Origin of the sequence: Type-D symbiont of Plautia stali, assembly GCF_001485335.1 — a bacterium.
GTDB lineage: Bacteria > Pseudomonadota > Gammaproteobacteria > Enterobacterales > Enterobacteriaceae > Pantoea > Pantoea vagans_C.
On the sequence record NZ_BBOC01000149.1, the window covers coordinates 1 to 5,662 of the forward strand.

Annotated in this window: 5 protein-coding genes; 3 read left to right on the forward strand and 2 right to left on the reverse strand. The window is 47.3% G+C overall.

Annotation, left to right across the window (positions count from 1 at the left end; translation table 11 throughout):
* Positions 1-1,794: 1,794 nt before the first annotated feature.
* Positions 1,795-2,034, reverse strand: coding sequence for a hypothetical protein (locus tag PSSD_RS25210; protein WP_235589303.1), 240 nt, complete (start codon positions 2,032-2,034; stop codon positions 1,795-1,797).
* A 1,160-nt stretch (positions 2,035-3,194) separates the two neighbouring features.
* Here PSSD_RS25210 and ycgZ point away from each other — a divergent pair.
* The 3 genes from ycgZ to PSSD_RS25230 all read left to right on the forward strand — a co-directional run bounded on the left by ycgZ (position 3,195) and on the right by PSSD_RS25230 (position 4,249).
* Positions 3,195-3,440 (forward strand): regulatory protein YcgZ, encoded by a 246-nt coding sequence (gene ycgZ / locus PSSD_RS25220; protein ID WP_058974147.1) that lies wholly within the window; start codon positions 3,195-3,197, stop codon positions 3,438-3,440.
* Between the two features lie 142 nt (positions 3,441-3,582).
* Complete coding sequence (locus tag PSSD_RS25225; RefSeq protein WP_058974148.1) at positions 3,583-3,876, forward strand: hypothetical protein; 294 nt, start codon at positions 3,583-3,585, stop codon at positions 3,874-3,876.
* Between the two features lie 58 nt (positions 3,877-3,934).
* Positions 3,935-4,249, forward strand: a complete 315-nt coding sequence (locus tag PSSD_RS25230; RefSeq protein WP_058974149.1) for a biofilm development regulator YmgB/AriR family protein — start codon at positions 3,935-3,937, stop codon at positions 4,247-4,249.
* 850 nt (positions 4,250-5,099) lie between these two features.
* On the opposite strand, the gene PSSD_RS25235 is transcribed toward PSSD_RS25230, so the two are convergent.
* Positions 5,100-5,513: a hypothetical protein gene (locus PSSD_RS25235; protein ID WP_058974150.1), complete on the reverse strand. Its 414-nt coding sequence runs from the start codon at positions 5,511-5,513 to the stop codon at positions 5,100-5,102.
* Positions 5,514-5,662: the final 149 nt, after the last annotated feature.

Consider the following 5,662-nt stretch of genomic DNA (forward strand, 5'->3'; position numbering starts at 1 on the left):
TGATTCATTCGATTTAGATAAGCGAAGAGCAAACCGATTTTTTAAAAATCGCATGCGATCATCAGTTTTTAGAGGGTTATTGAAAAAACATGACATAAAAGTGCGATAGCACTCCTTAGGGCGGGTACTTTGTCTGACGTCGGCGCTACTGAAAAAATTAGTTTTATCCACGGAATCTAGCCGATAAAAACGTAGAGATAAATAAGACTAGAGCACATAAATTAGAATATGAATCGGCTATAAAAAGACGAAATTTTTAAAATGTTATACTTCTGTGGGTGTTGAAATTTACAACAAACCTCCTGAGGGATTGTTTGAGTATCTAAAAGTATGGGGTTTTATTTTTATCCGCTTAATCTGGTGAAAATTCGTGGGCTATCGAAAGCTCATTGATACTCACATTATTTTTTCCAGCGATAAATACCGACAGGTTTGTCAGGTATTTTTGAAAATAAGGCATATGATGTGAGTTTAACTTGTGGCTTAAAATATCTTGTTTCCGTAAAAGTTATTTATGTTGTTTATAATCGCTTTTGTCGCCAGCTGAAGCTGGCTTAATTAAATCATTCACGAGTTAATGTTCATAGTGTAAGATGTTTAAAATTGATTGTTGAAGGTGGACTACACCTCGTTGATTAACATCGTGATGTTAGCAATTTCATCATTAATTTCCATGAGCAAGCCATTTTCGATTAAAAGCTCATTAGTATTCTCCTTAAAGCCGACACAAGGGATTTGGCCCAGTAACTCTGCTGTAAGCATACTATTTCAGACTCTATATTCAATCTTTGCAAAAAGAAGTTTGATGGGCACAGAAGTCTCCTGTGTGAAGTTGCTCAGGTCACTTGAAGAGAAAACGCCAGCCTTTCGAAGCATCTCTCTGAAGCCATGCAGGATAAAGAGGCTTTAGCTGGCTTTGAGCAGAAAGTTATGACGACAAGGTAGGGGGCGGGAAGCAAGGAAGGACAACTTTCTGCAAGGCCTAAAAGTGCTCGCCAGTGACATGGTGGCATGTGTATGGCAGGAGCGATGGGATAAAAACGGTAGCTGTCTTCAATCCCATGGTGCACTATGCTGACCGCAACATGGACTATGTATACACAGTCATCACTTACTGTTCGCGTGGCGCTTCAGTGAAGCACCTTATCGGCCTGAATGATGAAGAGGGCTGGAAAGGTGCTCTACAGCACCAACATACAGCTCTCAAGGGAAAGTTTATGTTCAACTGACTTTGGCAATCTGCCCGGTTTAGCCACGAAGGTAGATTTTTAAAAGGGTGAGGTCCTATATCGTTTTCTTGAATATACGAGAAAATACACTCGGCAAAACGTGCCAGAGAGTAATGACTTCCCAAATTTTTTTTTGTGTGTGGTTCAACCATGCCGCGATACCCTGATCATAAAACTGAGGCCACACCTATCGGCAGGTAGCATGATTTTAGTTACAACACACGTTAGCCTTCCTTACTAGACACAGCATCGAGCCGAACATGAAACCCCGCGCCCCTCTCCACCCAGACCCGCGCCGTACCTGCACCCCGGTTGCCCCCACTGACCAGCCGCCGCCGCCCGGCCCGGAGGGCCGGTAAGTCGTTTAAGGTTTCTGTATGAATGCTGTAACTACTGGGTTCTTCGTGGCTGTCAGTTTTAGCTGCGGGTTCTTTCTTTCGTCTGCGACCGTCTGACTTCGATGCGCCTGAAAGGCCGCTGCTTAAACGGCGGTCGGGCAGGAAGGTGTCCTGACCGGCGCCCTGGCTAATCAGAAGCAATCATTTACTGATGGGGAAAACATGTATCATGTTGGCTGCCATGGGATAGATACCCAGCAAGCGCGTTGACGCTTTGAGTTTTTCCATCGACGCTCCTTCTTCTGGCATACGGCCCCCCATACCGTCACCCCCTCAGCGAGATGAGAAGGACGGTTCTGGCTCTCTTCACCAATCTCAATGGTCTCCCCACTGCTGAGCGTGATGACAAGCGATGACACCTCTCGTGATTCAGCGGCTCCTGATTCATCTTTAAGCGTAATTTTCATCGATTCGTGCTCCCTTTATTGAGTAAATACCGGATGTAACGTGGTTTCCTATGCATTACATAGGGATACCGCACTTCCGTACTATTAACGAAACCAGATCATACAGGGCAGGAATGATTGGGTGTGCTGTCGGGGCCGCAGTTATTTAACTGTCAGCGAGGGGCTCGGAGATCAATAAAGCGAACATACTTTATGAGCTCGAGAGGATTGCAGCTTCATCTGACGACCTCCAGACGAAAGCTTTCGCGAGAGATGCTGCAAGATTGCTGAGGAACGGCGAACACCGGGCGTTACAGAAGTAAAATAAAGGCCCGGAAGTCGTAGCTTACCGGGCCAGGCGCAATCCTGCGCCAGACATTACCAACGAGAGCAGGTCCATATCACAGGGAAGTAATAAGAGACCTTCAGATAAAAGCCCAGCGTTCTGGTAATGCATGCGAAGCGGCTGAATTGTGTCTTGCTGGCTCCTCAGAACGCCGCAACCAGCCTGCGCAGACTGCAAACCTGCATTTAAAGAAGGCACTACGGACTCAATTACACGTGTAAGGGTTCACGCTGCGATCTTATACGGGCACTGCCCGGGGTAAGCACTAAATAGGGCAGGCGAGGGCAATCAGTGACCGGCTGGAAATTTCGTGTTGCCTGCACTGAACTGAGACACTAACCAAAGACGCCGGCATACGCGCCAAAAGAGCAAACGCCACACATGACTACTGATACCGCTGCCGCTGCTAACGTAATTTTTTTCACTTTCCGCCTCCTTGAATGCTCGCTGAAGCCTTCAGCCTGGCAGCTATTTCGGTCCTGTAAACCCGCAGAATAATTCCAGGATGAATCCTTAAGGCCGCTCCCGTCGGAATGCAATATGTTCCATGCCGGGACTGTTGCCACCAGGTTCAGCAGGGAGGGAATTAACATTGGCCAGATGTGGGGCTGTACAACCAGCAATTCTGGATACCATCGGCTCAGGCTGTCTCAGATCAACTCAGTACTTCAGCACCTTTCGCCTGTTTATCAGCAACTCAGACGAAACAAGGACGTTTTTACCACACTTTTTGCAAATAAAATGACAATGCACATTTATTATATTTTTGTACAAATTTCGGATCAACCGTACAACTTTCATTCATTTGTCTGACCTTTCTTTGGAGGATTAACTTATGCGCCAGAATCGTTTCGCTCCGAACTCTTCTGAAGCAATCGCTCAGTACTTCAGTAAAGCGTCCCTGCCTTCCCAGCAGGAAACGCTCGGACAGATTGTGGTGGAGATCCTCAGGGAAGGCCGAAACCTGAACCGTAAGTCCATTTGCACCAAACTGCTTCACCGTTCTGAACTCGCTTCAGGTTCTGAAGAAGAGCATCACTATCACCAACTGATCGGCCTGCTTTTTGACCGCGAAGGCTGATAAGGCCACTGAGTTCAGAATTGAACGTCATGCCTTAATACGCATCCATACGTGCAGTCCTGACTGACCACTTCCGACGGTTTCGGCATAACATTTAATTCCATCACGTAAATACAGCTTCAGGCAGTAACCAGAGACAGACATGAACAGCAGTAATCAGCAACAGGCAATCGATGAGATCATTGGTGAAGCAGCTCTCGCTCTGCTGCAGCAGGGCGGGCCCGTTAACCTGCGCGCCCTTATCGTTCAGTTGAACGAGATGCACTCAGTTGCCGAAGATGCGGAAAGAGGGGCGCTCATAACACTGGCCCTCGCGAAAATCAGGGAGAGCCAGGCTGAAGGTGCCACCGTGCCCCGTAAAGGAGTTGAAAAAGACGGCTATGTGCATTCGCAGTTTGCAGGCTTAAAGATCTCCCCCAATACGCGTAAACACTGACCCCAACTTATTCTGTACGATATATAATCAACTGAACTCAGGTGCAGGGAACACTCAGATGCAGATGCCAGATGATATTTTCAGCCCTCTTTCTGATCGCGAGCTGGCAGAGCACTTCCGAAATGCGGGTGGCGAACTGAAAGAAGAAGCTGCGGTACTTGGATTCGTCATCCGTAGTCTGTTAGCGAATGAAGGTCGTGTAAGCAATAAAGCCATCATACTCAGCCTGATTAACGCGCTGGAATCAAGCCATTCTGCTCATCAGGCTGACACATTGCGTCGGACCCTCCAGCTCGTAGTGGGGTACACCCCCCTGATGACACCTGACAGTGCTCTTCCCATCAGCACATCCTGGCAGGCCGGAGTCACATAAGGCTGGCTTTCCGGCAAAATAATCCGCCCCACAGTTCGCTGTCTCAAGCCTGAAGAGACTGCGTAATCCTCTGAGCGTGAAGGAATGCTTCTCATAAAATTCCCCCTGGAAATCTTCGCTAAAAATGGTCCAAAGACTGACATTTGTGGAGAGACCGTAACTCCAGAACGACAGATTTTAGAAACGCAGTATGATAAAAATGTCGTATGACCAGTTTCGAAATATTACTGTAAAAATAAACCTCCACACTCTGTGTGTAGCTTCATACAGTACGCGTTACTTACGAGATTTCAGGCAGCATTAATGCCACGCCCGCACTCGCGGGCATTTTTTTTACACAACCTCGCCTGATGATGGGTGCTGAGTGACGTCAGAAGCGGCCAACCTTGAAAAGTCTACGTCTGATGATGAAACGGAAGATGTTACGGACATAGACAACAATCCTTTTTGTCTTCAGTGAGTAAAAGACGAGCAACAGCTTATCAGGGAAAACGATAAGTCCGTTCTTATTGAACAGCTCTACATCGTAAAGATGACGATGGCTGGCTTATTGCCAGTGCGTCCTCTGGATTTCTCCTCATAGAGAGTCTCGTGTAGCCGTCATTTGTGGCGACCAGTTTCATGCTTTTGATATGACCACACTGTTATTAATCAGCCATCCAATGGGGTACTGTGTTGGCCATGTTTATTCAGTCACTGACATCCATTCTGACAGGCTGCAGGATCAGGTTCTGATCACTTACTACGCCATCGTTTTTGTAATGGCTAAATTCAGATGTCGCCTCGGGGGTGCGGGCATTTAAAAGAGCCTTAACAACTTCCAGTCACGGCTTTATCTCAGGGTATCAATTCAGGACGAATGATTCATGGAGCGATGCCAGATGAAATACATCATAGCGAGCGGCAATACCATTAACATTATCAGCAGGTAGTAAAGGACTAAGAGTGTGCTCTGGTGGCGGATTTCCAGTTGGTGGTATTTCTGCCAGAACCGGGCTGGGGCAATAAGGAGTCCAATGCGCTCGATGGCGATGATTGCAAAGGGAAAAAGTATGATCGGCACTATCAGCGTAGCGTACCACCAGCCAGGGCACTGCTCCTGATAAAACAGGATCGCCATCATTCCGGGATAAATTAATCCGATTAACATATTTTTTATGAACGTCACGCTACGGAGGTAAGTGAGAAAAGGGCCGTAGCTTTTCGGTACCTGCTTTCTTTGGGCCGGGTTTCCGCCATAGTGGCGTTTTTTGTTACGAGACATCGTGTTCTGGATACTCCCTTCCCCGGGAACTTCTCAATAGCGGACTGGATTGCACTGATGGCGATTTGACGCCTGTCACTTCCCTGAGTTCGCCTGTTAAAGGAACGAGTGATGGTGATGGAAAAGCGGGCATTATTGCTACCCGCTTA